17 protein-coding genes and 1 pseudogene are annotated in these 25010 nt (G+C 66.9%); 8 read left to right on the top strand and 10 right to left on the bottom strand.

Annotation, left to right across the window (positions count from 1 at the left end; all coding sequences use genetic code 11):
- The first annotated feature begins 175 nt into the window (after positions 1-175).
- The gene (locus KDW55_RS16765; protein WP_209825353.1) at positions 176-1720 is read left to right on the top strand and encodes a PAS domain-containing methyl-accepting chemotaxis protein; all 1545 of its coding nucleotides are present in this window, start codon (positions 176-178) and stop codon (positions 1718-1720) included.
- 109 nt (positions 1721-1829) lie between these two features.
- On the opposite strand, the gene gabD is transcribed toward KDW55_RS16765, so the two are convergent.
- On the bottom strand, positions 1830-3299 hold the full coding sequence (gene gabD, locus KDW55_RS16760; RefSeq protein WP_069243367.1) for an NADP-dependent succinate-semialdehyde dehydrogenase: 1470 nt from the start codon (positions 3297-3299) through the stop codon (positions 1830-1832).
- 97 nt (positions 3300-3396) lie between these two features.
- Complete coding sequence (locus tag KDW55_RS16755) at positions 3397-4680, bottom strand: 4-aminobutyrate--2-oxoglutarate transaminase (RefSeq protein ID WP_156789119.1); 1284 nt, start codon at positions 4678-4680, stop codon at positions 3397-3399.
- 125 nt (positions 4681-4805) lie between these two features.
- On the opposite strand from KDW55_RS16755, the gene KDW55_RS16750 reads away from it, so the two are divergent.
- Positions 4806-6314: a PLP-dependent aminotransferase family protein gene (locus KDW55_RS16750; RefSeq protein ID WP_040138763.1), complete on the top strand. Its 1509-nt coding sequence runs from the start codon at positions 4806-4808 to the stop codon at positions 6312-6314.
- A 39-nt stretch (positions 6315-6353) separates the two neighbouring features.
- On the opposite strand, the pseudogene KDW55_RS29760 reads toward KDW55_RS16750, so the two are convergent.
- Positions 6354-6553: pseudogene (locus KDW55_RS29760) on the bottom strand (EamA family transporter); the annotation flags it as partial.
- 91 nt (positions 6554-6644) lie between these two features.
- Here KDW55_RS29760 and selD point away from each other — a divergent pair.
- Both selD and KDW55_RS16740 read left to right on the top strand, forming a co-directional pair.
- Positions 6645-7709: a selenide, water dikinase SelD gene (gene selD / locus KDW55_RS16745; RefSeq protein WP_040140831.1), complete on the top strand. Its 1065-nt coding sequence runs from the start codon at positions 6645-6647 to the stop codon at positions 7707-7709.
- A gap of 364 nt (positions 7710-8073) precedes the next feature.
- Positions 8074-9153 (top strand): purine nucleoside permease, encoded by a 1080-nt coding sequence (locus KDW55_RS16740; protein WP_209822001.1) that lies wholly within the window; start codon positions 8074-8076, stop codon positions 9151-9153.
- A 228-nt stretch (positions 9154-9381) separates the two neighbouring features.
- Here KDW55_RS16740 and KDW55_RS16735 read toward each other — a convergent pair whose 3' ends face one another.
- Together KDW55_RS16735 and ceoR are read right to left on the bottom strand one after the other, a co-directional pair.
- Positions 9382-9678, bottom strand: a complete 297-nt coding sequence (locus KDW55_RS16735; RefSeq protein WP_040138761.1) for a DUF4148 domain-containing protein — start codon at positions 9676-9678, stop codon at positions 9382-9384.
- Between the two features lie 414 nt (positions 9679-10092).
- Positions 10093-11097, bottom strand: coding sequence for a putative multidrug efflux transcriptional regulator CeoR (ceoR, locus tag KDW55_RS16730; RefSeq protein WP_040138760.1), 1005 nt, complete (start codon positions 11095-11097; stop codon positions 10093-10095).
- Positions 11098-11270: 173 nt separating this feature from the next.
- On the opposite strand from ceoR, the gene KDW55_RS16725 reads away from it, so the two are divergent.
- From KDW55_RS16725 to opcM, 4 genes are read left to right on the top strand one after another with little or no spacing between them, the layout of a single operon-like run.
- On the top strand, positions 11271-12131 hold the full coding sequence (locus KDW55_RS16725) for an alpha/beta hydrolase (RefSeq protein ID WP_040138759.1): 861 nt from the start codon (positions 11271-11273) through the stop codon (positions 12129-12131).
- A 31-nt stretch (positions 12132-12162) separates the two neighbouring features.
- Positions 12163-13380 (top strand): multidrug efflux RND transporter periplasmic adaptor subunit CeoA, encoded by a 1218-nt coding sequence (gene ceoA, locus KDW55_RS16720; protein ID WP_040138758.1) that lies wholly within the window; start codon positions 12163-12165, stop codon positions 13378-13380.
- 46 nt (positions 13381-13426) lie between these two features.
- Positions 13427-16627, top strand: coding sequence for a multidrug efflux RND transporter permease subunit CeoB (gene ceoB / locus KDW55_RS16715; protein WP_059548303.1), 3201 nt, complete (start codon positions 13427-13429; stop codon positions 16625-16627).
- Positions 16628-16637: 10 nt separating this feature from the next.
- The gene (gene opcM, locus KDW55_RS16710; RefSeq protein WP_069243577.1) at positions 16638-18179 is read left to right on the top strand and encodes a multidrug efflux transporter outer membrane subunit OpcM; all 1542 of its coding nucleotides are present in this window, start codon (positions 16638-16640) and stop codon (positions 18177-18179) included.
- A gap of 224 nt (positions 18180-18403) precedes the next feature.
- On the opposite strand, the gene KDW55_RS16705 is transcribed toward opcM, so the two are convergent.
- From KDW55_RS16705 to KDW55_RS16685, 5 genes are all read right to left on the bottom strand, one after another.
- Complete coding sequence (locus tag KDW55_RS16705; protein ID WP_209821998.1) at positions 18404-19255, bottom strand: alpha/beta hydrolase; 852 nt, start codon at positions 19253-19255, stop codon at positions 18404-18406.
- A gap of 269 nt (positions 19256-19524) precedes the next feature.
- Positions 19525-19854, bottom strand: coding sequence for a DUF3579 domain-containing protein (locus KDW55_RS16700; RefSeq protein ID WP_040138755.1), 330 nt, complete (start codon positions 19852-19854; stop codon positions 19525-19527).
- A 25-nt stretch (positions 19855-19879) separates the two neighbouring features.
- Positions 19880-21241 carry a sigma-54 dependent transcriptional regulator gene (locus KDW55_RS16695; RefSeq protein ID WP_069243364.1) on the bottom strand — a complete coding sequence of 454 codons (1362 nt, stop codon included), beginning with the start codon at positions 21239-21241 and terminating at the stop codon, positions 19880-19882.
- A complete protein-coding gene (locus KDW55_RS16690; protein ID WP_040138753.1) occupies positions 21231-23117 on the bottom strand; it encodes an ATP-binding protein in 1887 nt (628 codons plus the stop codon). Before KDW55_RS16690 ends, KDW55_RS16695 begins: the two co-directional genes overlap by 11 nt.
- 173 nt (positions 23118-23290) lie before the next feature.
- On the bottom strand, positions 23291-24655 hold the full coding sequence (locus KDW55_RS16685) for a 2-hydroxycarboxylate transporter family protein (protein ID WP_040138752.1): 1365 nt from the start codon (positions 24653-24655) through the stop codon (positions 23291-23293).
- Positions 24656-25010: the final 355 nt, after the last annotated feature.

The following is a 25010-nucleotide window of genomic DNA, read 5'->3' as shown; positions in this document are numbered from 1 at the left end:
CTAAAGCAGGTTGATGCAAATTTAGTGCATATTTATCCGCGCCCGGCATAATGTTTTCCGAAGTTTTGCCGAAAGCGCAGGAGTGGGATCGAACGCATGCGGGCCGACCGCGATGCGGGCGGTCCCGATCCAGTCACCAAGCGGACGCAAGATCTGCAACCAGGAACTCCACACCATGCGCAATAACCAGCCTGTCACGCAACGCGAATTCGAATTTCCCGACGACGCGACGCTGATGTCGACTACCGACGCGAACAGTTACATCGCGTACGCGAACGCCGCCTTTATCCAGGTCAGCGGATTCTCGCCGGAGGAAATCGAAGGTCAGCCGCACAACGTCGTGCGCCATCCGGACATGCCCAAAGAGGCGTTCGCCGACATGTGGACGACGCTGAAGAACGGCGAACCGTGGACCGCGCTCGTGAAGAATCGCCGCAAGAACGGCGATCACTACTGGGTGCGTTCGAACACGGTGCCGGTGATGCGCAACGGACAGCCGACGGGTTACATGTCGGTGCGCACGAAGGCGACGCGCGACGAGATCGCTGCCGCCGATGCGCTGTACCGCGCCTTCCGCGAAGGCAAGGCAGGCAACCGCCGTTTCTACAAGGGGCTGATCGTCCGGACCGGACTGATGCGCGTCGCGTCGCTGTTTCAGACGATGTCGGTGCGCGCGCGGCTGCATTCGACGCTGTGCGTGCTCGCGCCGGCCGTCGTCGGCGCGGGCTGGGCGTGCGGGCTCGCCGGCGGCGCGCTCGCCGCGTTCGCGGCTGCGACCGCGGGCGTGTCGGTGGCCGCCGGCCTGTGGCTCGATGCACAGATCGCGCGTCCGCTGATGCAGCTGCGCGACCAGGCGTTGCGCGTTGCGACCGGCGAGAGCCGCACCGGTGTCGCGATGAACCGCGTCGACGAGATCGGCATGACGCTGCGCACGATCAACCAGCTCGGGTTGATGTTCCGCTGGCTCGTCGACGACGTCAGCGAGCAGGTGCTCAACGTGCAGCGTGCGAGCAACGAGATCGCCCAGGGCAACAACGACCTGAGCGCGCGCACCGAACAGGCATCCACCAGCGTGCAGCAGACGGCCGCGTCGATGGCCGAAATGACGGCGACCGTATCGAGCAATGCGGAGACCGCGCTGCAGGCGAATCAGTTGTCGGTGTCGGCGAGCGAAGCGGCCGAACGCGGCGGGCACGCGGTGAGCGAAGTCGTCACGACGATGAACGACATCACGGCCAGCTCCCGGAAGATCTCGGACATCATCGGCGTAATCGACGGGATCGCGTTCCAGACCAACATTCTCGCGCTGAATGCGGCGGTCGAAGCCGCGCGCGCGGGCGATCAGGGACGCGGTTTCGCGGTGGTCGCGGGCGAGGTGCGTGCGCTCGCGCAGCGCAGCGCGAACGCGGCGAAGGAAATCAAGACGCTGATCGGCGCGAGCGTCGAGCGGGTCGAATCCGGAGCGCGAATCGTCGATGGCGCGGGCAAGACGATGGAGGAGATCGTCACGCAGGTGAAACGCGTATCGGACCTGATCGCGGAGATCAGCTCGTCGACGGCGGAGCAAAGCACGGGCGTCGCGCAGGTCGACCAGGCGGTGGTGCATCTGGACAACATCACGCAGCAGAACGCGGCGCTGGTCGAGCAAAGCGCGGCGGCGTCGGAAAGCCTGAAGCAGCAGGCGACGCGGCTCGTGGATGCGGTGAACGTGTTTCGCTGAAGACGGAGATGACGCGGGCGCGGCGGAGAGGGGCGCCGGCCCGCGTCGTGACCGCCCGGTTCCGGCCGGGCGGTCAGGGCCTGCCGCTCACGCGACCGGCCCCGAGCCGTCAGACGGCCAGACAGAGGTACTTGATCACGACGTAGTCGTCGATGCCGTAATGCGAGCCTTCGCGGCCGAGGCCCGACTGCTTGACGCCGCCGAACGGGGCGACTTCGTTCGAGATCAGGCCCGTGTTGATGCCGACCATCCCGTATTCGAGCGCTTCGGCGACCTTCCACACGCGGCCGATGTCGCGGCTGTAGAAATACGCGGCGAGACCGAATTCGGTGTCGTTCGCGAGGCGGATCACCTCGTCATCGCTGCCGAATTTGAACAGCGGCGCGAGCGGCCCGAACGTCTCTTCCTTCGCAACCTTCATCGCCGGCGTGACGCCCGTCAGCACGGTCGGCTCGAAGAAGCCGTGGCCGAGCGCATGGCGCTTGCCGCCCGTCACGACGGTCGCGCCCTTCGCGAGCGCATCTTCGATGTGCGCCTCGACCTTCAGCACCGCCGCTTCGTTGATCAGCGGCCCTTGCGTGACGCCCGGCTCCGTGCCGCGGCCGACCTTCAACTGGCCGACCGCCGCCGCGAGCTTCTGCGCAAACTGGTCGTACACGGCTTCGTGGACGTAGAAGCGGTTCGTGCACACGCATGTCTGGCCGCTGTTGCGATACTTCGACGCGATCGCGCCCTGCACGGCCGCGTCGAGGTCGGCGTCGTCGAACACGATGAACGGCGCGTTGCCGCCCAGCTCCAGCGAGACCTTCTTCACCGTTGCCGCGCACTGCGACATCAGCAGCCGGCCGACCGGCGTCGAGCCCGTGAACGACAGCTTGCGCACGATCGGGTTCGACGTCAGTTCGCCGCCGATCGCCTTCGGGTCGCCCGTGACGACGCTGAACACGCCGGCCGGCACGCCCGCGCGCTCGGCCAGCACGGCCATCGCGAGCGCCGAGAACGGCGTCGCCTCGGCCGGCTTCACGACGATCGGGCAGCCCGCCGCGAGCGCCGGGCCGACCTTGCGCGTGATCATCGCCGCCGGGAAGTTCCACGGCGTGATCGCCGCGCACACGCCGATCGCTTCCTTCGTCACGACGATGCGCTTGTCGCTTGCCGGCGTCGGGATCGTATCGCCGTACACGCGCTTGCCTTCTTCCGCGAACCATTCGAGGAACGATGCCGCATAGCCGATCTCGCCTTTTGCTTCTGCCAGCGACTTGCCCTGCTCGGTGGTCAGGATCAGCGCGAGATCGTCGGCGTTCTCGATCATCAGGTCGTGCCACTTGCGCAGGATCGTCGCGCGTTCCTTCGCGGTCTTCTTGCGCCACGCCGGCCACGCGGCGTTCGCGGCCTCGATCGCGTGACGCGTCTCGGCCGCGCCCATCGCCGGCACGGTGCCGAGCAGTCCGCCGGTGGCCGGGTTGCGGACCTCGAACGACTCGCCGTTCGCCGCGCGTTGCCATTCGCCGTTGACGTACGCGTGCTGGCGGAACAGCGACGGATCTTTCAGTGCCAGGGTTTCCTGAACGGTGCTCATATGAATCGCCTGCTTCGAAAAGGACGGGTAAGGACAGATGAACGCCGCCGCCGTCGTGAAGACGGCGGCGGCGCATTCAGCCGCAGTGGACGGGAACTCAGGCCGGCACGCCGACCGTTTCCTTCAGCACTTCCTCGAGGATCACGAGCGCTTCGTCGAACACGGCTTGCGGGATCGTCAGCGGGAACAGGAAGCGCACGACGTTCGAGTACACGCCGCACACGAGCAGCAGCAGCCCGCGCTCGAGCGCACGCGCCTGCACGCGCTTCGTGAAGTCGGCGTCCGGCTCGCCCGTGCCCGGCTTCAGGAATTCGACCGCGATCATCGCGCCCGGACCGCGCACGTCGGCGATCTGCGGCACGTCCGCCTGCAGCGCGTTCAGCTTCGCCTTCAGCACGTCGCCGAGTTGCGTCGCGCGCTCGCACAGCTTCTCTTCGTCGATGATCTCGAGCACCGCGTGCGCCGATGCCACGGCCAGCGGGTTGCCCGCGTAGGTGCCGCCGAGGCCGCCGGGAGCGGCCGCGTCCATCAGGTCCGCACGGCCGACGACGCCCGACAGCGGCATGCCGCCCGCGAGGCTCTTCGCCATCGTGATCAGGTCGGCCAGCACGTCGTAGTGCTGCATCGCGAACAGCTTGCCGGTGCGCGCGAAGCCGGTCTGCACTTCGTCGGCGATCAGCAGGATGCCATGCTCGTTACAGATCTTGCGCAGCGCGCGCACGAATTCGGCCGGCGCCGGGTTGAAGCCGCCTTCGCCCTGGACCGGTTCGAAAATGATCGCGGCGACACGCTTCGGATCGATGTCGGCCTTGAACAGCATCTCGATCGCCTTGATCGAGTCGGCCGTCGTCACGCCGTGCAGCGCATTCGGATACGGTGCGTGGAACACGTCGCCCGGGAACGGGCCGAAGTTCAGCTTGTACGGCGCGACCTTGCCGGTCAGCGCCATGCCCATCATCGTGCGGCCGTGGAAGCCGCCCGAGAACGCGATGACGCCCGGACGGCCCGTCGCCGCGCGTGCGATCTTGATCGCGTTTTCGACGGCTTCGGCGCCGGTCGTGAAGAACGCGGTCTTCTTCGGGTAGTCGCCCGGCGCGCGCGCGTTGATCTTTTCCGCGAGCTCGACGTACGACGCGTACGGGACGATCTGGTAAGCGGTGTGCGTGAAGCTGTTCAGCTGATCCGAGATCGCCTTGACGATCTTCGGGTGGCGGTGGCCCGTGTTCAGCACCGCGATCCCGGCGGCGAAATCGATGAAGCGGCGGCCTTCGACATCCCACAGCTCCGCGTTCTCGGCGCGGGCTGCGTAGAAATCGCACATCACGCCGACGCCGCGCGGGGTGGCGGCGTTCTTGCGGGCCTGCAGGTCGGCATTCTTCACGGTCATCTCCTTGATGTTCTGTCCGGTGGGATAAAAACGGCCGCGTTGGCAGCCCATGGAGGCGACTATAATCACATTTGGCTCCGACAATCAGAGCCATTTCAATAAATATTCAGGAGCCAATCATGCGCGCAAGCGTGTTGTCGGACTGGCTGGCGCAGCGCCTCGTGCGCGGCGGCAATCAGCCGATCTACCGGCAGCTGCACCGGCTGCTGCAGCAGGCGATCCTGTCGCGCGAACTGCCGGCCGGCACGCGCGTGCCGTCGTCGCGGCTGCTCGCAGCCGAGCTCGGGATCGCGCGCAACACGGTCACGCAGGTTTACGAACAACTGGCGCTCGAAGGCTATGTGAACTCGGCGACGGGCCGCGGCACGTTCGTCGCGGACAGCGCGCCGGACGAGATCGTCGGTGCGCCGGCCGATCCGGCGGCCGGGCCGGCGGTCGTGCAGTCGCCCGCGCGGCGGCTGTCCGAGCGCGGTACGCGGCTTGTCGACGGCGCGGGTGTGTCGAAGCGACAGGGCGGCGCGTTCATGCCGGGCGTGCCCGATGTGTCCCGTTTTCCGGCGCGCGTGTGGACGCGGCTGCACAACAAGTACTGGCGGCGTCTGCGCCCGGATCTGCTGACCTACGCGCCTGGCGGCGGGCTCGCGCTGCTGCGCGAGGCACTCGCCGACTACTTGCGCACGTCGCGCTCGGTGCGCTGCACGCCCGAGCAGATCGTGATCACGACGGGCATCCACCAGTCGATCGACCTCGCGGTGCGGCTGCTGACCGATCCGGGCGACGCGATCTGGACAGAAGATCCGTGCTACTGGGGCGTGCGCAGTGTGCTGAACGTGTCGGGGCTGACCACGCGGCCGATTCCGGTCGACGACGAAGGGATCGCGCCGTCGGCCGCCGATCTCGCCGAGCCGCCGAAGCTGATGCTCGTCACGCCGTCGCATCAATATCCGCTCGGGATGGTGATGAGCCTCGCGCGCCGCCGGATGCTGCTCGAATACGCGCGCCAGCACGGCTGCTGGATCATCGAGGACGATTACGACAGCGAGTTCCGCTACGGCAGCCGGCCGCTCGCATCGTTGCAGGGGCTCGACACCGCCGGGCAGGTGATCTACGTCGGCAGTTTCGGCAAGACGCTGTTCCCGGGGCTGCGGGTCGGCTACCTCGTTGCGCCGGAGCCGCTCGCGGAGAGCTTCGCGACCGCGAGCGCCGAGCTGTACCGCGAAGGTCAGCTGCTGCAGCAGGCGGTGCTCGCCGAGTTCATCGCGGAAGGACACTTCGTGTCGCATATCCGCAAGATGCGCACGCTGTACGGGCAGCGCCGCGAGGTGCTGCTCGATGCGGTCGCGCGCCGCTACGGCGATACGCTGCACGCGCTCGGCAGCGATGCGGGGTTGCATCTCGTCACGCGGTTGCCGGATGGTGTCGACGATCGCGCGGTCGCGCAGGCCGCGCTCGAACGCAACATCGTCGTGCGGCCGCTGTCCGGGTATTACGCGGAGCGCGAGCGCGCGGCGTCGGGTTTGCTGCTCGGCTACGCGTGCGTGCCGGAGGACGAGATTCCGGCTGCGTTCTCGACGCTCGCCGAGGCAATCGACGAGCGCGCGTTCGACAAGGTCGTGGCGGCGGCGTAACGGCGCGCGCGGTGCCGCGGGCAAGCTGGCTGTTCGCGCTTTGATCAACGCGGCGCCGGGCACTACCCGTGCGTATGAGACAAGCCGCTGCGTGCCGGGCCGCCCGCGCCGGCTCTGCTCGCGCATCGCGAACCGGCCGATTGCGATCGCAAAGATCGGATGCGTTCGCGCAGTGCGGACACGGTCGCGTCCGGCAGGCGCCGGTACGCGAAGATCACGATCGCAAAGGTCGCGAGCGAGGGCTGGCACGCGCTGTCGCTTGCATGGGTATCGGGCGCGCTCGCGCGGAATTGTCGATAATGGAACGTTGTTATTCACCGGATGCCGACGATGACCGAAGCCACCCTTACCCCGCCCGCCGTTCCACGCCTCACGAGCCTGTCGCACGGCGGCGGCTGCGGCTGCAAGATCGCGCCGGGCGTGCTGTCCGAACTGCTGAAACGCGCGACGCCGCCGGCGTTGTTTCCCGATCTGCTGGTTGGCACCGAAACCTCCGACGACGCGGCGGTCTACCGGCTCAACGACGAGCAGGCGATCGTCGCGACCACCGATTTCTTCATGCCGATCGTCGACGATCCATTCGACTTCGGCCGGATCGCGGCCACGAACGCGCTGTCCGATGTCTACGCGATGGGCGGCAAGCCGATTCTCGCGCTCGCGCTGGTTGGAATGCCGATCAACGTGTTGCCGCACGAGACGATCGCGGCCGTGCTGCGCGGCGGCGAGTCGGTGTGTGCGGACGCCGGCATTCCGGTTGCTGGCGGCCATTCGATCGATTCGGTCGAGCCGATCTACGGACTCGCGGCGATCGGCGTCGTGCATCCGTCGCGCGTGAAGCGCAACGCGGCCGCGCGTGCGGGCGACGTGCTCGTGCTCGGCAAGCCGCTTGGCGTCGGCGTACTGTCGGCCGCGTTGAAGAAAAACCAGCTCGATGCCGATGGCTATGCGCAGATGGTTGCGACGACCACGAAGCTGAACCGGCCGGGCGCCGAACTCGCGGCGCTGCCGGGCGTGCATGCGCTGACCGACGTCACGGGCTTCGGGCTGCTCGGCCATACGCTCGAGCTTGCGCGCGGCGCGAATCTCACCGCGCGCGTGCATTACGCGTCGCTGCCGTGGCTGGCGGGCGTCGAGGCGTTCGTCGCCGACGGCGTGTTCACCGGCGCATCGGGCCGCAACTGGGCCGCGTATGGCGCCGACGTGCGGCTCGCCGACGGGCTGCCGCCGGTCGCGCAGGCGCTGCTGACCGATCCGCAGACATCCGGCGGCCTGCTGGTCGCATGCGCGCCGGACGCAGTCGACGACGTGCTCGCTTGCTTCCGCGCCGACGGTTTCGACCGTGCCGCCGTGATCGGCGAGATGGTGGACGGGCCGGCACGCGTCGATGTGGGCTGATGCGGCTTTCTCCCGCGCCGATCGCTGACTGTCGCGGGAGTCGATGCCGGTACTCGCCGGCATCGATGATCGATGACCGTTCTTCTGTTCGGCGAATGGAGTGCGAACCAGGCCACACTTGTCTTGGTTCGCGTTGCATGGTCCGCATCGTGGCCGGCGTGAGTGCCGGCTAAAACGAATAGCATTCCTGACGTTGTAACGAGACATGCGCGTCGTGTTGCCGTGCGTTCGATGTCCACAGACGCGCGCTCGAGCAGTCCCGGCCGTTTCGTAGTCGGGTTCCCGCCCGCGCCCGCGCGTTCTATACTCCGTCGCGCAGTCTCCGACAGCCGTTCTCACTCACTCACCGAAACAAGGAACGCCGATGCTGACTCGCTCCATTCTTTCCGCCGCCGCATTTTCGCTCGCAGCCTGTGCAACCGCGCCGTCGATCGCGCAGGACAACCCGGGCAGCGACGCGGTCAACGCGGCATTCGCCGAGGCCGGCTCACATGGCCGCCCGGTCAAGGTCATGATCATCACGATGTTCGGGCCGGAAGGCCAGGCATGGCTCGACCGGCTCGGCCCGTGGCGCGACATCACTGTGCCCGGCCTGTCGCCCGATTATCCGGCCGTTCACTGCAACAAGCAGGACGTATGCGTGGTGACGACCGGCATGGGCTACGCGAACGCGTCCGCGACGATCATGGCGCTCACGTTCTCGTCGCGCTTCGATCTGCGTCGCACGTATTTCCTGGTTTCCGGCATTGCAGGCGTCGACCCGGCACAAGGCACGGTCGGCTCGGCCGCTTGGTCGAAATATTTGGTCGATTTCAGCCTGCAGTGGGAACTCGATGCGCGCGAGATTCCGGCCGGCTGGAACACCGGCTTCCTCGGCATCAACACGAAGAGCCCGAACGACAAGCCGCCGCTCGACTACCGCACCGAAGTGTTCCAGCTGAACCCGCAGCTGGCCGACGCCGCGTACGCGCTGTCACGCAACGTCGTACTCGCGGACAGCGCACAGGCGCAGGCGGCGCGCGCGAAGTTCACGTACGCGCCGGCGAACCGGCCGCCGACCGTGATCCAGTGCGACACGTCGTCGGGGAACACGTGGTTCTCTGGCACGCTGATAGGCGAGCGCGCGCGCCAGTGGACGAAGATCCTCACCGACGGCAAGGGCACCTATTGCATGACCGCGCAGGAAGACAATGCGACATATGAAGCGCTGAAGCGCGCGGCGAGCGTGAAGCGCGTCGACTTGTCGCGTGTCGCGGTGCTGCGCACGGGCTCAGATTTCGACCGCCCGTACGCCGGGCAGACGAGCGCCGACAACCTGCTGAACTACGCGGATCAGGGCGGCTTCGCGCCGGCGACGGAAAACCTGTACCGCGCCGGCGATCCGCTCGTGCAGGACATCGTCACGCACTGGGGCGAATGGCGCGACGGGGTGCCGCGCCGCTGACGGCCGACCGCTGTCGGCGACACGTCGCCGCGAAGGTCAATGCGATTGCGGCGCGGAACGGAACGGCGTCCACACCGGCGTGGTGTCGTCCCAATGATCGAGCGGCGAAGGAAGTTGGTCGTTCATCACAGACTCCTGCAACTAACTAACTAATCGAGTGTTCGACGGCGGTATCGCGACGCCGCGCAGACGATCATGCTCTGCGCGGCGTTGCTCGTTTACCGACGTTTATCGCGCGCCGCCTGCGAGCTGATTGCTCTCCGGCATCGAGCGATACGGGCCTTGCGCGAGTTCGAGCCCTTGCGGATACGAATTCGCCTTGCGCAGCCATGCGAGCGTGCCGTCGCGGCGTGCCTGTTCGACTTCGGCGCTGACTTCGGCGCGCGTGCGCGGGCCGTTGTTGTGCTGCGTGTACCACGACGTGTTGCCGTAGTCGCCGGCGTGCGGGGTGGTCGTATCGGCGAAGGCCGGTGCGGACACGGCGAGTGCGACGGCGACGGCGGAGAGAAGATGGCGGCGGTTCATGACGTAACTCCTGTGTTGGTCGGAGTTGGCGCGTGGGCGCTCGCTCCGGTCCCGTCAAGCGGGGCTATTCGATGCGCAACGAGGTGCGCGACAGGGTTTACTCTAGGTGTCCGTGCCGGCTCGATAAATGCCGCCGATGCGAATTGAATTGTCGCGATGGAGGAACAATCGCGATACGTACCTTCATCAGGGTTATTCGACCCTCGCGCACAGCGGCGTGCAGCGGGGCTCGCGGCGATGCGGGGCGGTGCGCGCGACGCCGCGACCGGGCGATTGCCGCGCGTGGTGCAAAGGTGTGATGCGGATTCGGGAAAGACAGCGTGTGGCGGCAGCGGTCACGCGAAGTGACACCGAAGCGGCGCGAAGGCAGGACGGCGCGCGGGCAGAACAGCCCGCGCGCCGCGAATCAGACGATTATGCGACCCATTCGTTGATGACCGGCGTGTCGAGCGCCGGCGCGCGCTCGGCTTCCTCGAACGTGCGCTTGCTGCACGTCGCGTCGAGGCTGCCCTTGCCGCTCAGCAGCGGGCAGCGGTCGAACACTTCGGCGATCCAGTCGACGAACACGCGCACCTTCGGCGACAGGTGCCGGCTGTGCGGATATACCACCGAGATCGGCATCGGCAGCGGCTTCAGGCCGGGCAGCACTTCCTTGAGCCGGCCGTCGCGCAAGTGCGGCAGCACCATGAACAGCGGCGGCTGAATCAGCCCGAAACCTTCGAGCCCGCAGGTCACGTATGCATCGGCGTCGTTGACCGACACGATCGCGTTCATCTTGACCTCGACTTCCTTGCCGTCGGTCAGGAACGTCCAGTCGATCGTGCGGCCCGTGCGGCTCGAGAAATAGTTCACCGCCTTGTGATCGCTCAGTTCCTCGATCGTGTGCGGTTCGCCATACTTCTCCAGATACGCGGGCGCGGCGACCGACACGCACTCGAACAGGCCGACGCGGCGCGCGACGAGCGACGAATCCTGCAGCGCCCCGACGCGGATCACGCAGTCGACGCCTTCCTGCAGCAGATCGACCGGCCGGTCCGACAGGCCGAGTTGCAGATCGATGTCCGGGTAGCGCGTATGGAATTCACACAGAGACGGAATCACGAGGAGCCGGCCGATCGACCCCGGCATGTCTATACGCAACTTTCCGTGCGGCTTCCGGTTGTTGGCCTGGAAGCTTGCTTCGGTTTCCTCGACGTCGGCGAGGATCCGCACGCATCGTTCGTAGTACGCTGCGCCGTCAGGCGTGAGCGACAGCCGGCGCGTCGTCCGGTGCATCAGCCGCACGCCGAGGAATGCTTCCAGATTCTGGATGATCGTCGTGACGGATGCCCGCGGCAGGCCGAGCGTTTCTGCTGCCTTGGTGAAGCTGCTTGTATCGACGACGCGAGTAAACACCTGCATGGCCTGAAGCCGGTCCATCACAACCTCCGCAATCTAATGAGCCCCCGAACAAAGAGGCTGCGCTACCTGATGGGTAAGCGCAGCCTGGGATTGTTCGGGGGCGTTGAATTGTGTTGCCGGATTATAGGCATTTATCCGGATGTCTGCCGGACCCAGAATTCGTTCCATCTCGAAATGGATGCTGCATCGTCATGGACGCTTCTGAATTCAGCAAATTCCTGAAAGCCGCATTGCCCGCCGAAGCCAGAGCCGGCGCGGCGTTGACGGTCGCGGAGGTGGAAATCCCCGGCTACGCGCAGGACATTGCGCTGCGTCTCTATCGGCGCGCGGACAAGACCGGATTGCCGGTAGTGCTTTATTTCCACGGCGGCGGTTTCGTGCGCGGAACGCTCGACGACGCCGACTTCGCCGCGCGCTTTTTAGCAGAACGCTTACCAGCTCTCGTAGTGTCGGTCGATTATTCGCTCGCACCGGCCTTTCCGTTTCCGGCCGCGCCGGAGGATGCGTATCGCGCCGCCGTATGGGCCGCGACGCGCGCCCGCTCGTTCGGCGGCAATCCGAAGAAGATCGGCGTCGCGGGTCATGACGCGGGCGGCCAGCTCGCGAATTGTCTCGCGTTCATCGCGCGCGATCGCGGCGAAGTGCCGATCGCCGCGCAGGCGCTGTTCGGGCCGATGCTCGACCCGAGCATGACGCGCATCGGCGACGCCGAACGCCTTTCGTCGGACATCACCGCGCGCGAATGCGCGGCCTGTTATCGCGCGTACCTGCCGCAGGCGGCGCAGCGCATGCACCCGTATGCGGCCCCGCTCGAATCGGTGCGCCTCGCGGGCTTGCCGCCGACGCTGGTTGTCACCGCACAGAACGACGTGCTGCACGTCGAGGCGGAGAAATATGCGGGCTGCCTGATTTCATCGGGCGTGCTCACGCAGGTGATCCGCTACCCCGACGTCACGCATGCGGCGCTCGCGACGCACGAGGCCGCGCTGGAGGAAGCCGTGCGCTTCTTCCAGTGCCGTTTCCAGGCGCGCCAGCCGAATCGATCCGAATAACCAGACCACGCCACGCTTACCGGAGATCTACATGGCCATCCTACGCACCACCCGTTCACGAATTGCGACCGCGGCGATCGCGACGCTCGCCGTCATCGGTCTCGGCACGTTCGGCGCGATGCGCGTGAACGCGAACGCGCCCGAGAAGGCGGCTGCGCCGCTGCCTGAAGTGGACGTCGCGACCGTCGTCCCGCAGACCGTCACCGACTGGCAAAGCTATTCGGGCCGCCTCGAGGCGGTCGAGAAAGTCGACGTGCGCCCGCAGGTGTCGGGCACGATCGTCGCAGTGAACTTCAAGGACGGCGCGCTCGTGAAGAAGGGCGACGTGCTGTTCGTGATCGATCCGCGTCCGTACCAGGCGGAAGTGGACCGCGCGGCCGCGCAGCTCGCAGCCGCGCAGGCCCGCAACGGCTACGCGCAGAGCGACTGGCAGCGCGCGCAGCGGCTGATCGGCGACAACGCGATCGCGAAGCGCGATTACGACGAGAAGCAGAATGCCGCGCGCGAAGCGAGCGCGAATCTCAAGGCGGCTGAAGCCGCGCTTGAAACGGCGCGCATCAATCTCGGCTATACGCGGATCACCGCGCCGGTATCGGGCCGCGTGTCGCGTGCGGAAATCACGCTCGGCAACGTCGTATCGGCCGGCGCGTCGGCCGCGCCGCTGACGACGCTGGTGTCGGTGTCGCCGATCTACGCATCGTTCGACGCGGACGAGCAGACCTACCTGCAATACATCAACGGCGCACGCAACGGCCGCAAGGTGCCGGTCGAGCTCGGCCTCGCGAACGAAACCGGCTATTCGCGCAGCGGCGAAATCGATTCGGTCGACAACCGGCTCGACACGTCGTCGGGCACGATCCGCGTGCGCGCGCGCTTCGACAACGCGGACGGCACGCTGGTCCCCGGCCTCTACGCGCGCGTGAAGGTGGGCGGCAGCGCGCCGCACCCGGCATTGCTCGTCGACGATGCGGCGATCAACACCGACCAGGACAAGAAGTTCGTGTTCGTTGTCGACCAGCAGGGTCGCGTGTCGTATCGCGAGGTGCAGCCGGGCATGCAGCACGGCAACCGGCGCGTGATCGTGAGCGGCCTGGCCGCCGGCGATCGCGTGATCGTGAACGGCACGCAGCGCGTGCGCCCCGGCGAGCAAGTGAAGCCGCACATGGTCCCGATGACGGGCGGCGACGAGCCGTCAGCGCCGCTCGCGAACGAAGCGAAGCCGGCCGCATCGGCGAAGGCGGAATCGTAAGCGGCGTGCCGCTTCGATTTCCGCGTTCAACCAGACAGAGCTACAGATGAACATTTCCAAATTCTTTATCGACCGACCGATCTTTGCAGGAGTCCTATCGGTGGTCATCCTGCTCGGCGGGGTGATCGCGATGTTCCTGCTGCCGATTTCGGAATATCCGGAAGTCGTGCCGCCTTCGGTGATCGTGAAGGCGCAGTATCCGGGCGCGAACCCGAAAGTGATCGCCGAGACGGTCGCGTCGCCACTCGAAGAGCAGATCAACGGCGTCGAGGACATGCTCTACATGCAGTCGCAGGCGAACAGCGACGGCAACATGACGATCACCGTCACGTTCAAGCTGGGCACCGATCCGGACAAGGCCACGCAGCTCGTGCAGAACCGCGTGAACCAGGCGCTGCCGCGCCTGCCGGAAGACGTGCAGCGGCTCGGCATCACGACGGTGAAGAGCTCGCCGACGCTGACGATGGTGGTCCACCTGATCTCGCCGGACAACCGCTACGACATGACCTACCTGCGCAACTACGCGCTGATCAACGTGAAGGATCGCCTGTCGCGGATCCAGGGCGTCGGCCAGGTGCAGCTGTGGGGTTCGGGCGACTACGCGATGCGCGTGTGGCTCGATCCGCAGAAGGTCGCGCAGCGCGGGCTGTCGGCCGAGGACGTCGTGCAGGCGATCCGCGAGCAGAACGTGCAGGTCGCGGCCGGCGTGATCGGCGCATCGCCGTCGCTGCCCGGTACGCCGCTGCAGCTGTCGGTGAACGCGCGCGGCCGCTTGCAGACGGAAGACGAGTTCGGCGACATCGTCGTGAAGACGACGCCGGACGGCGGCGTCACGCACTTGCGCGACATCGCGCGAATCGAGCTCGACGCATCCGAATACGGGCTGCGCTCGCTGCTGGACAACAAGCCCGCCGTCGCGATGGCGATCAACCAGTCGCCGGGCGCGAACTCGCTGCAGATCTCGGACGAAGTGCGCAAGACGATGGCCGAGCTGAAGCAGGACATGCCGGCCGGCGTCGACTACAAGATCGTCTATGACCCGACGCAGTTCGTGCGTTCGTCGATCAAGGCCGTCGTGCACACGCTGCTCGAGGCGATCGCGCTGGTCGTGATCGTCGTGATCGTGTTCCTGCAGACGTGGCGCGCATCGATCATTCCGCTGATCGCGGTGCCGGTGTCGATCGTCGGCACGTTCTCGCTGTTGCTCGCGTTCGGGTATTCGATCAACGCGTTGTCGCTGTTCGGGATGGTGCTCGCGATCGGGATCGTCGTCGACGATGCGATCGTGGTCGTCGAGAACGTCGAGCGCAACATCGAAAGCGGGATGAACGCGCGCCAGGCGACCTACAAGGCGATGCAGGAAGTGAGCGGGCCGATCATCGCGATCGCGCTGACGCTCGTCGCCGTGTTCGTGCCGCTCGCGTTCATGTCGGGCCTGACCGGCCAGTTCTACAAGCAGTTCGCGATGACGATCGCGATCTCGACGGTGATCTCGGCGTTCAACTCGCTGACGCTGTCGCCGGCGCTGTCCGCGATCCTGCTCAAAGGCCACGGCGACAAGGAGGACTGGCTCACGCGCGTGATGAACCGCGTGCTCGGCGGCTTCTTCAAGCGCTTCAACAAGGTGTTCCATCGCGGCGCGGAGAACTACGGCCGCGGCGTGCGCGGCGTGCTGTCGCGCAAGACGCTGATGCTGGGGGTGTACCTCGTGCTGGTCGGTGCGACGGTCCTCGTGTCGAAGATCGTGCCCGGCGGCTTCGTGCCCGCGCAGGACAAGGAATACCTGATTGCGTTCGCGCAACTGCCGAACGGCGCGTCGCTCGATCGCACCGAGAAGGTGATCCGCGACATGGGCTCGATCGCGCTGAAGCAGCCGGGCGTCGAGAGCGCGGTCGCGTTCCCGGGTCTGTCGGTGAACGGCTTCACGAACAGCTCGAGCGCGGGCATCGTGTTCGTCACGCTGAAGCCGTTCGCGGAGCGGCACGGCAAGGCGCTGTCGGCCGGTGCGATCGCCGGTGCGCTGAACCAGCAGTATGGCGCGATCAAGGATTCGTTCGTCGCGGTGTTCCCGCCGCCGCCGGTGCTCGGCCTCGGTACGCTGGGCGGGTTCAAGATGCAGATCGAGGATCGCGGCGCGGTTGGCTACGCGAAGCTGTCGGATGCGACCAACGACTTCATCAAGCGCGCGCAGCAGGCGCCGGAACTCGGCCCGCTCTTCACGAGCTACCAGATCAACGTGCCGCAGCTGAACGTCGATCTCGACCGCGTGAAGGCGAAGCAACTGGGCGTGCCGGTGACCGACGTGTTCAATACGATGCAGGTGTATCTCGGCTCGCTGTACGTGAACGACTTCAACCGCTTCGGACGCGTGTACCAGGTGCGCGTGCAGGCCGATGCGCCGTTCCGCCAGCGCGCGGACGACATCCTGCAGTTGAAGACCCGCAACGACAAGGGCGAGATGGTGCCGCTGTCGTCGCTGGTGACGGTGACGCCGACGTTCGGCCCGGAAATGGTCGTGCGCTACAACGGCTACACGGCGGCCGACATCAACGGCGGCCCCGCACCTGGCTTCTCGTCGGGGCAGGCGCAGGCCGCGATCGAGCGCATCGCGCATGAAACGCTGCCGCGCGGCGTGCGGTTTGAATGGACCGACCTCACGTACCAGCAGATCCTTGCGGGCGATTCGGCGATGTACGTGTTCCCGATCAGCGTGCTGCTCGTGTTCCTCGTGCTCGCTGCGCTGTATGAAAGCCTGACGCTGCCGCTCGCGGTGATCCTGATCGTGCCGATGAGCATTTTGTCGGCGCTGACGGGCGTGTGGCTCACGCAGGGCGACAACAACATCTTCACGCAGATCGGCCTGATGGTGCTGGTGGGGCTGTCCGCGAAGAACGCGATCCTGATCGTGGAATTCGCACGCGAGCTGGAGCACGACGGCAGGACGCCGCTCGAGGCCGCGATCGAGGCGAGCCGGCTGCGGCTGCGTCCGATTCTGATGACGTCGATTGCGTTCATCATGGGCGTCGTGCCGCTCGTCACGTCGACGGGCGCGGGCTCGGAGATGCGGCATGCGATGGGCGTCGCGGTGTTCTTCGGGATGCTCGGCGTGACGCTGTTCGGACTGATGCTGACGCCGGTGTTCTACGTCGTGCTGCGTACGCTCGCGGGCGGCAAGATTCACGTCGCGGGCAAGGATTCGGCCGGTTATGGCGTATCGCCGCCGAATGCGTCGGCTTCGGATGCTTGAGGACAAGAAGATGGACAACATGCACAACTCGAATGGCCTGATGCGCTTCGCGAAGGTGGCGGCCGCGAGCACCCTGCTCGCGACGCTGCTCGCCGCGTGCGCGGTGGGGCCCGACTACAAGCGCCCGGACGTGTCGACGCCCGCGGCGTTCAAGGAAGCGCCGACGCTCGCGCCCGGCGAACAGGCCGGCACGTGGAAGACGGCCGAGCCGGCGGACGGCGAGCATCGCGGCGAATGGTGGAAGGTGTTCGGCGACCCCGTGCTCGATTCGCTCGAAGCGCAGGCGCTCGCAGCGAACCAGAACCTGAAGGCCGCGGCCGCGCGTGTCGAGGAAGCGCGTGCGGCAACCCGCACCGCGCGTTCGCAATGGTTCCCGCAGGTCGGCGTGGGGTTCGGGCCGACGCGCGAAGGGGTGTCGTCGGCGTCGCAGTTCCAGCCGCAGGGCACGGGCCCGACCACCGCGACGCTGTGGCGCGCACAGGGCACGGTGTCGTACGAGGCCGACCTGTTCGGCCGCGTGAGCCGCAACGTCGAAGCGTCGCGCGCCGACCAGGCGCAGAGCGAAGCACTGTTCCGTTCGGTGCAGCTCGCGCTGCAGGCCGACGTCGCGCAGAACTACTTCGAACTGCGTCAGCTCGATTCGGACCAGGATCTGTACCGCCGTACGGTCGAACTGCGTGAAGAGGCGCTCAAGCTCGTGCAGCGCCGCTTCAACGAAGGCGACATCAGCGAGCTCGACGTGGCGCGCGCGAAGAACGAACTGGCGAGCGCGCAGGCCGATGCGGTCGGCGTCGCACGCCGGCGCGCGGCGTCCGAGCATGCGCTCGCGATCCTGCTGGGCAAGGCGCCCGCGGACTTCGCGTTCAAGGAAACGCCGATCGTGCCGGTCGCGGTGAAGATTCCGCCGGGCCTGCCGTCCGCGCTGCTCGAACGCCGTCCGGACGTATCGGCGGCCGAGCGAGCGATGGCCGCCGCGAATGCGCGGATCGGGCTCGCGAAGTCCGCGTATTTCCCGAAGCTCGATATCACCGGCGCGTTCGGGTATGAAGCGTCGACGCTCGGCAACCTGTTCCTGTGGTCGAGCCGCACGTTCCTGCTCGGGCCGTTCGCCGGCACCGCGCTGACGTTGCCGCTGTTCGACGGCGGCCGTCGTGCGGCCGGCGTGCAGCAGGCGCGCGCGCAGTACGACGAGCAGGTCGCGAATTACCGGCAGCAGGTGCTCGTCGCGTTCCGCGAGGTCGAGGACAATCTCGCCGATCTGCGCCTGCTCGACGACCAGATCCGCGCGCAGGAGGCGGCCGTCAACGCGTCGCGTCGCTCGGCAACGCTGTCGCGCACGCAGTATCAGGAAGGCGAGGTCGCATATCTCGACGTGATCGACAGCGAGCGATCGGTGCTGCAGTCGCAGTTGCAAGCGAACCAGTTGACCGGTGCGCAGGCGGTATCGACCGTGAACCTGATTCGTGCGCTCGGCGGCGGATGGGGCGATGCGCCGGCGTCGGCCGCGGTTGGCGATGCGGCGGCGGGCAAGCAGGACGTCGCCGTGCGGTGAGAGATCGGCGGGCGTCGGCGTGCCGGCGCCGCGCTCGATCGACGAAGAAAGATCGAAGCCGGAAGAACCCCGATCCGTGGCGACGCGGATCGGGGTTTTTTACGTGTGCGACTCCGGAGGAAACTCAGGATGTTCGGTGGCGCGCTCCGCGAACACCACCGCGTATCGCATCGTGCAGAAAAGGGAATTGCGGTAACGGGCGGTGCGCATGCCGCCCGCGAACGTTACGCAGCGACGAACTCGTGCACGTAACGGTTGAACACCGCGGGGCTCGCCGCGTTCATCCCGTGCGATGCGCCTGCTACGGTCTGCCGTTGCGCGTCGCCGATCCACTGCGACAACGTATCGACGTTGTGGCGGAACATCTTCGGGCTGCGCTGGCCGTCGATCAGCAGCGTGCGGCATGCGATATCCGCCGCGGCCTGCTGCGAATACGCGGGCAGCGGATCGCGCAGTTGCTTCGGCAGCGTGCTTGCGTTGTCGATCGCCATCGTGCGGAAGCGGGACGTGCTCTTTTTCCACGCGCCCGGCAGGCTTACCGAGTCGACGAACATTTCGAGGCCCGCTTCGACGTCGCCCCGATCGATCAGGTCCACGGCCTTCGTGCGCAGCGCGATCGCGGCGGCCGGCAGCGCGGCTTCGCGCACGCCCGGCTGTTGCAGCGGGCCGCCCGGATCGGCGAGCGTCAGCGTGTCGACGAGGTGCGGATGCTGGCGCGCGACGTTGAACGCGACGTTGCCGCCGCGCGAATGGCCGACGAGATGCACGGGGCCGAGATCGAGTGCGTCGATGAATTCAGCGAGTTCGTCGACGTGGTTTTGCCAGCTGAACTCGTCCTGGATGCCTGCTTCGACCGCCGGCCAGTAGTGGCTGAGGCTCGGCGCGATGCAGCGGTAGTGATCCGACAGCGATGCGAGTTGCGGATCCCAGTAGCGGTAATCGCACAACGACCCGTGCACGAACACCATCGGCGCGCCGCTGCCCCGCTCGACATACGGCAGGCTGATGCCTGACGAAAGCGTCGCAAATTGCAGGTCGGGGTTCGCGAGCACCGAAGGCTCGATTCGCATGTTCATGACTGAAAACTCATTGGGTGCGTCATCACGCCGCAACTATGCCTGACGGCGAGCTGCGAGGAAAACGCATAATTTTCATCGTGACGATCAATTTTATTGATGGATCGGCCGGAAAGCCTTGTCGTGGCGAGGCGACCGGGCGAGTCTTTCAATCGTCTGACGATTGATGGTGCGACGTACGGCACGGGCGGACACCCGCGCAATCGCGCGTCGAAGCGGCGGGGAAGCGGGAAAAGGCGAAGGGGCGGCCGCCGAGCGCGGCCGGCGCATTACCGCACCGCGAGCGCCGGCGCGGTCCGAAGCTCGACCGCAAGATCGTTGTCGGCCGCGAACTGCATCGCGAAATCGAACGCATCGGCACAGACTTCGCGCAGTTCGTCGGACACGAACAGGCATTTGACGCCGCCGTCGACGACCGGCATTGCGAGCCGCGACAGCGCACACGGATAGCCGGGCCGGCGTTCGCCGACGAACAGCGTGATCACGCCCGCGAGCCGTTCGGGCCAGTCGCTCGGGCGGAAGGTCTTCTGCGCGCGCGTGACGCCGCGGATCAGGTGGCCGTCGATGCGGCCGCGTTCGGTGATGTCGATGCGATCCATGCCGGTATGCGTGTTCTCGTTCGCGTCATTCGCCGCCGTCGGCGGCCGTGTCGCCGCGCGCGGGAATCCGCAGGTGGCGCAGCTTGTGATACAGCGTCTTCTTCGGCATGCCGAGTGCAACGCTTGCGTCCGCAACGTTGCCGTTGTGACGCCGCAGCATGTCCTCGATCAGCATCCGCTCGAAATACGCGAGCTGTTCCGCGAGCGTGCCGCCGGCCGTCGCCGTGCCGCCCGACGACAGCAGGCTGTCGCCGGTCAGCCCGAGCACGAAGCGGTCGGCCACGTTCTGCAGTTCGCGCACGTTGCCGGGCCACGCGTGCGTCATCAGTTCGGATACCTGCGCAGCCGTGGCGACCGGCGCCGGCTGCCCGAAGCGCCGTGCGGCCGCGAGCACGAAATGCTCGAACAGCAGCGGCACGTCCTCGCGCCGCTCGCGCAGCGGCGGCAGCTCGATCTGCGCGACGTTGAGCCGATACAGCAAGTCCGCGCGGAACCGCCCTTCGGCCGCGAGTTCCGCCAGATCGGCCTTCGACGCGGCCACCACGCGACAGTCGACCGGAATCAGCTCGTTCGCGCCGAGCCGCTCGACCACACGCTCCTGCAGCACGCGCAGCATCTTGATCTGCAGCGAAACCGGCATCGTCTCGATTTCGTCGAGGAACAGCGTGCCGCCGTGCGCCCATTCGATCTTGCCGATCCGTTTCTTGATCGCGCCGGTGAACGCGCCGGCCTCGTGGCCGAACAGCTCGCTCTCGAACACCTGTTCAGGCAGGCCGCCGCAGTTCAGCGCGACGAAGTGGGCATCGCGCCGGCCGCCGAAATCGTGCAGGCTGCGCGCGATCAGCTCCTTGCCGGTGCCCGTCTCGCCGGTGATCAGCACCGACACCGACGTATCGGCGAGACGCAGGATCTTCTTGCGCACGTCGGCCATCGCGGGCGACTTGCCGAGCACGAACGCGTCGATGCCATGCCAGTTGTTCAGGGCCGCGCGCAGCCCCTGAACCTCGAGCGTCAGCCGGCGCTTCTCGACGGCGCGCGCGACGCGGCCGGCGATTACGTCCGACGAAAACGGCTTCTCGATGAAGTCGTACGCACCGTCGTGCATCGCGCCGACGGCCGTCGAAATATCCGCGTGCCCGCTGATCAGCACGACCGGGATCTGCGGATCGACGGCCATCACCCGTTCGAGCAACTGCAGCCCGTCGATGCCCGGCATCCGCACGTCCGACACGATCACGACGGGCGCGCCGGGCGCGACGTGCGCGAGCGCGTCGGACGCGGACGCGAATGCGTCGACCGGAAATCCGGCGAGGGCGACGGCCTGCTCGACGCCGATCCGGACGTTTTCATCGTCCTCGACGACCAGCACCCGAATCTCATCTTCCATGCTCTGTCCTTTGTTGCGGCGTCGCCGCCGCGAATTCGATGGTGAACTCCGCGCCGCCTTCGTCACGGTTCGTCGCGGCGATCTTCGCGCCGAACGCCTCGACGATGCGCGACGTGATCGCGAGGCCGAGCCCGAGCCCCTGGCCGCGCGGCTTGGTGGTCACGAACGGCTCGAACAGGTGCGGCAGCACGTCGGGCGCGATGCCGGCGCCGCTGTCTGCGACGCTCAAGCGTATGCGGCCGGTTTCGTCGGCGTCGGCCGCCTCGATGACGATGCGCCGCAGCGGCGCGTCGTGCACCGCGTCGAGCGCGTTGCCGAGCAGGTTCACGATCACCTGCTGCAGCTGGCTCGATTCCGCGGACACTGTCGTGCCGGGCGCGATGTTCACGTCGAGCTGCACGCCTTCGTCGCGGATGCGCGCATCGTAGATGAGCCGCGCGTGCGCGACGGCTTCGTTCAGCGATACCGCGACGCGCTCGACGTCGGGCTTGCGTGCAAACGTCTTCAGCTCGCCGGTGAGCACGGCCATGCTGTCGACGAGCTTGCCGATCCGTTCGAGATTCGCGTACGCCGGCGCCGGCTGCCCGCGCTCGAAGAACGTGCGCGCGTTGTCGCACAGCGTGCGGATCGCGACGAGCGGCTGGTTCAGCTCGTGCGTGAGACCGGCTGCCATCTGCCCGAGCACCGCGAGCTTGCCCGCGTGCACGACTTCCTGCTGCGAATCGCGCAGCCGTTGCTCGGTGCGTTCGCGCTCGACGATCTCGCGTTGCATCCGCTCGTTCGCGGCGGTCAGCGCGGCCGTGCGCTGCGCGACGGTCAGCTCGAGCCGGTCGTTCGCGCGGCGCAGCGCGTCCTGCGCGTTCAGCCGCGCGACGATCGCCCGGCGGCGCTGGATCGCGTAGCCGACCAGCAGCGCGGCAATCAGGAACGCGCCGGTGACGAACACGAACGCGGTCTGCTGCTGGCGCCGCGCGCCGGCGATGTCGAGCAGCACCATCAGCGAATCGCCGGCCTGCGGCGCGGGGCGCGACATCACCAGATAGCGTGTGCTGCGACCCGCGTGGCGCGTATCCGGGAACGTGCCGAACCACGCGGCGGCGCCGCGATCGCCGATGCGGCGATACGGCAGCACGTCCACCGTGCGGCCCGCATACTGGCGCGACGCCTGGATGTCGCGCTGCTGCTGCGCGGTGATCGGCCGCAGCGCGGTGAACTTCCACGCGGGCTCGGTCGAGATCACGATCACGCCGTTGCTGTCGACCACCATCGCGGCGACGCCCGGCGCGCGCCAAGCGGATTCCAGCGGATCGACGCTGATTTTCACCGCGGCCGCGCCGACCGGCACGCCGTCGTCGCGCACCGCGCTCGCGAAATAGACGCCGGGCACGCCCGTGTTGGTGCCGATTCCGAAGAAGCGGCCGCTGCCGTGCGCGAGCGCGTCCTTGAAATACGGACGGTACGACACGTTGGTGCCGACGAAGCTGATCGTCTCGTTCCAGTTGCTCGCGGCGATCACTTCGCCGTGCAGGTCGATCACGTCGACCGCGCCGCTGCCGGCGTCGCGGTTCACGGCTTCCAGATAGGTATCGACCGAATGCACGAGTTCGGGTGCGTCGTGCGGCGCGGCCTTCAGCAATGCGCGCACGCTGTCCTGCCGCGCGACCAGGCCGGGCAGGATCTCAAAGCGCCCGAGCTCGCTTTTCAGGCTCGACGCATACAGGTCGAGCCGGTGCGCGCCGGTTTCCTCGAGCGCATCGATCGCTCGCTCCCACGCGAAATCGACGGCCGCGCCGGCCACGCCGACATACAGCACGGCCGCTGCCGCCCAACCCCACCACGGGATTCCCTTGAAGCTCTTCTGCACGTTCGCCCTCATCGAAGCCCGCTATCGGCCGGCCGCCATCTCCCGCCGCTACGGGCCGTCCGCGCGGCCGGTGAGCCACCGCAACCCGTCAGCCACCGCGCGCCGCAACGACACGCGCCGCGCACCGGCTGAACCGGGGGCGGCGCGTGCGAAGCAGCGTGCGCGACGATGCGTGCGGCCGTGCGTTATCCGAAGTGCGCGACCAGGATCAGCGTCACCGTGACGACGATCGCGCCGCCGATGCGGGTGGCGATCTGCGCGAACGGCATCAGCTGCATCCGGTTCGCGGCGGTCAGGATCGCGACGTCTCCGGTGCCGCCCTGGCCACTGTGGCAGGCGTTCACGATTGCGGTGTCGATAGGGTACATCTTCAGCAGGCGGCCGACCACGAAACCGGTGCCCATCAGCGTCGCGACGGTCGACACGATCGTGACCACGTTGACGATCGTGAATGCGGCGGTCAGCTTGTCCCACGGCGTCATCGCGACACCGATCGCAAACAGCAGCGGATACGTGACGGCCGTCGAGAAGAACTTGTAGACGACGAACGCGCCTTCCTGCAGCGGCGGCGACACCGCCCGTGCGAGCTTCACGAGCACCGCGAGGAACAGCATTGCGACCGGCGCGGGAAGGCCGAACAGCTTGTGCGCCATCAGGCCGACGAGGTACAGCGTGATCGCCGTGATGCCGGCGCCGGCGATGTGCGTGACGTCGACGTGGCCGCGGATTTCCTCGCTTTCCGGCGCCATGTCGCCGCTTTCGCCGACCTGCAGGCGGCCGTTGCCGGTCAGATGCGGCAGGCGCTTGCCGAGCATGTCGAGCGCGCCCGACAGGATGATCGCGGTCAGGCTGCCGAGCATCACCGGCGGCAGCACCATCGCGAACATCTCGCCCTGCGGCAGGTGCATCAGTTCCGAATAGCCGATCGACAGCGGAATCGCGCCTTCGCCGACACCGCCGGCCATGATCGGCACGACGATGTACAGCAGCGTGTGGCGCGCGCCGAGGCCGAGCGCGGTGCCGACCGCGGTGCCGACGATCGCGGCCGCGACCGATCCGGCGGCGAGCGGAATGAAGATCTTCACGAAGCCCTGGATCAGCACGCGACGGTCCATGCTCAGGATGCTGCCGACGATGATCGACGCGATGAACAGGTACAGGAAGTTCGTCGACTTCGTGAACTCGACCGTCAGGTTCAGCACCGGCTTCGGCAGCACGTGGTAGTAAGTCAGCGCGGACGGCACGAAGGTCGCGAAGATCGCGGCCGCGCCGATGTTGCGCAGGAGCGGCAGGCGCTTGCCGAGTTCCGCGCACGTGAAGCCGAAGAATGCGAGCACCGCGATCGCCATCGAGATCTCGCCGGGCACCTTGCCCGTAACGGCAAACCCGACGATCAGCCCGAACAGGATCACGTAGACCGGCAACGGAATGATGCCGATGCGGATTTCCATCAGCTTCCACCAGCCGTGCGGCCAGAATCGTTCGCGCGCGACTGGACCGGCTTCTGCAACGGCCTCGGGTCGGGTTGGGGTATGGATAGAGGTCTGCAAGACGTGTCTCCTGATGTATGGAATGCCTGCATCGCTTCGCGGCATCGTGTGCCGTCTATTACGCAACCCCCATGCCAGAAATCCGGCCAGCCGGAATATTTTTAGTGCATTGATTCATAACGGATTTGTTTCGTCTGCGGAAAAGGTTGCCGCGGGCGGCAGGCCGAGATTTCGGAATTCGCGCGGCGGCCAGGCCGAGATTTCGGCCTGGCCGCCGGCCGTCGCACCGTCCCTGCACTGATCCGCGCGCCATATCGCCGCACGCGATTTTCTTCGCACAATCGCTTCGTAGACCGCCCTGCCGCCGCTCACTATCATCGGCTGATCCTTTTCCGATGCGATGACGACTGTCCGG

The organism is Burkholderia sp. AU19243, from assembly GCF_018148075.1.
GTDB lineage: Bacteria > Pseudomonadota > Gammaproteobacteria > Burkholderiales > Burkholderiaceae > Burkholderia > Burkholderia latens_A.
The sequence above is the reverse complement of the archived record's forward strand: the minus strand, read 5'-3'. Positions and strand labels throughout refer to the sequence as shown.

What these genes read in the sequence shown, in the direction of transcription:
- ceoB (WP_059548303.1), top strand. Translation starts at nt 13,427, where the DNA reads ATGAACATTTCCAAATTCTTTATCGACCGACCGATCTTTGCAGGAGTC.
- selD (WP_040140831.1), top strand. Translation starts at nt 6,645, where the DNA reads ATGACCGAAGCCACCCTTACCCCGCCCGCCGTTCCACGCCTCACGAGC.
- KDW55_RS16725 (WP_040138759.1), top strand. Translation starts at nt 11,271, where the DNA reads ATGGACGCTTCTGAATTCAGCAAATTCCTGAAAGCCGCATTGCCCGCC.
- KDW55_RS16695 (WP_069243364.1), bottom strand. Translation starts at nt 21,241, where the DNA reads ATGGAAGATGAGATTCGGGTGCTGGTCGTCGAGGACGATGAAAACGTC.
- gabD (WP_069243367.1), bottom strand. Translation starts at nt 3,299, where the DNA reads ATGAGCACCGTTCAGGAAACCCTGGCACTGAAAGATCCGTCGCTGTTC.
- KDW55_RS16765 (WP_209825353.1), top strand. Translation starts at nt 176, where the DNA reads ATGCGCAATAACCAGCCTGTCACGCAACGCGAATTCGAATTTCCCGAC.
- KDW55_RS16740 (WP_209822001.1), top strand. Translation starts at nt 8,074, where the DNA reads ATGCTGACTCGCTCCATTCTTTCCGCCGCCGCATTTTCGCTCGCAGCC.
- KDW55_RS16735 (WP_040138761.1), bottom strand. Translation starts at nt 9,678, where the DNA reads ATGAACCGCCGCCATCTTCTCTCCGCCGTCGCCGTCGCACTCGCCGTG.
- ceoA (WP_040138758.1), top strand. Translation starts at nt 12,163, where the DNA reads ATGGCCATCCTACGCACCACCCGTTCACGAATTGCGACCGCGGCGATC.
- KDW55_RS16705 (WP_209821998.1), bottom strand. Translation starts at nt 19,255, where the DNA reads ATGAACATGCGAATCGAGCCTTCGGTGCTCGCGAACCCCGACCTGCAA.
- ceoR (WP_040138760.1), bottom strand. Translation starts at nt 11,097, where the DNA reads ATGGACCGGCTTCAGGCCATGCAGGTGTTTACTCGCGTCGTCGATACA.
- opcM (WP_069243577.1), top strand. Translation starts at nt 16,638, where the DNA reads ATGGACAACATGCACAACTCGAATGGCCTGATGCGCTTCGCGAAGGTG.
- KDW55_RS16750 (WP_040138763.1), top strand. Translation starts at nt 4,806, where the DNA reads ATGCGCGCAAGCGTGTTGTCGGACTGGCTGGCGCAGCGCCTCGTGCGC.
- KDW55_RS16700 (WP_040138755.1), bottom strand. Translation starts at nt 19,854, where the DNA reads ATGGATCGCATCGACATCACCGAACGCGGCCGCATCGACGGCCACCTG.
- KDW55_RS16690 (WP_040138753.1), bottom strand. Translation starts at nt 23,117, where the DNA reads ATGAGGGCGAACGTGCAGAAGAGCTTCAAGGGAATCCCGTGGTGGGGT.